The sequence below is a fragment of the Romboutsia maritimum genome, from assembly GCF_002251085.2.
Classification (GTDB): Bacteria; Bacillota; Clostridia; order Peptostreptococcales; family Peptostreptococcaceae; genus Romboutsia_B; species Romboutsia_B maritimum.
In genome coordinates this window covers 1-529 of the sequence record NZ_NOJZ02000108.1, presented here as the reverse complement: position 1 = coordinate 529, position 529 = coordinate 1, and the positions used below count along the sequence as shown (strand labels likewise).

Here is a 529-nt window from a genome sequence, read left to right as displayed (position 1 = left end):
CTGTGTATTTTCCTACTGAAAAGATGGTATACAAAGAGGCTCGTGATAGAGAAATTATTGAACAGTTTAATGGTGTTAATATAAAGAATCTTGCTAGTAAGTATAATATGAGTGAGAGTTATGTTAGGTCCATTATTAATAAGAAAATTAAATCTGATTAATTAGAATTGATTTTAATACTTATGTAAGGTAATATATTGTACTTAGATTAATTCTAGATTTTTGAAACGAAAGAGCTACACAACTAAAGCTGTGTAGCTCTTTTTACGTATTTTTATTATTAAATTGGTGGATATTTAGGCTTAGGGCGTTTATGCTTGAACTTAGGCTTTCTAGTTTCCCTTCGATACGAATCAAAAGATACATTGTAACGATTGCGGGGAACCCCATATTCGCTATCAGTTGCATAAAATCTACTTTCAATGATAATTACCTCCAAATTTATTTTCTAAAAGCTATATACGCCTCCTATGGATTCTAGGAGGCGTTTCATTTGTTACGAAACTATTAAATCGTAATCTGTTGTTCT

The 529-nt window shown here is 30.6% G+C and carries 2 protein-coding genes; one reads left to right on the top strand and one right to left on the bottom strand.

Annotated elements, in window-relative coordinates; all coding sequences use genetic code 11:
• The first annotated feature begins 2 nt into the window (after positions 1-2).
• Complete coding sequence (locus tag CHF27_RS14785; protein ID WP_408638589.1) at positions 3-161, top strand: Mor transcription activator family protein; 159 nt, start codon at positions 3-5, stop codon at positions 159-161.
• Between the two features lie 103 nt (positions 162-264).
• On the opposite strand, the gene CHF27_RS14715 is transcribed toward CHF27_RS14785, so the two are convergent.
• The gene (locus CHF27_RS14715) at positions 265-390 is read right to left on the bottom strand and encodes a YvrJ family protein (protein ID WP_334293876.1); all 126 of its coding nucleotides are present in this window, start codon (positions 388-390) and stop codon (positions 265-267) included.
• Between the last annotated feature and the right edge of the window lie 139 nt (positions 391-529).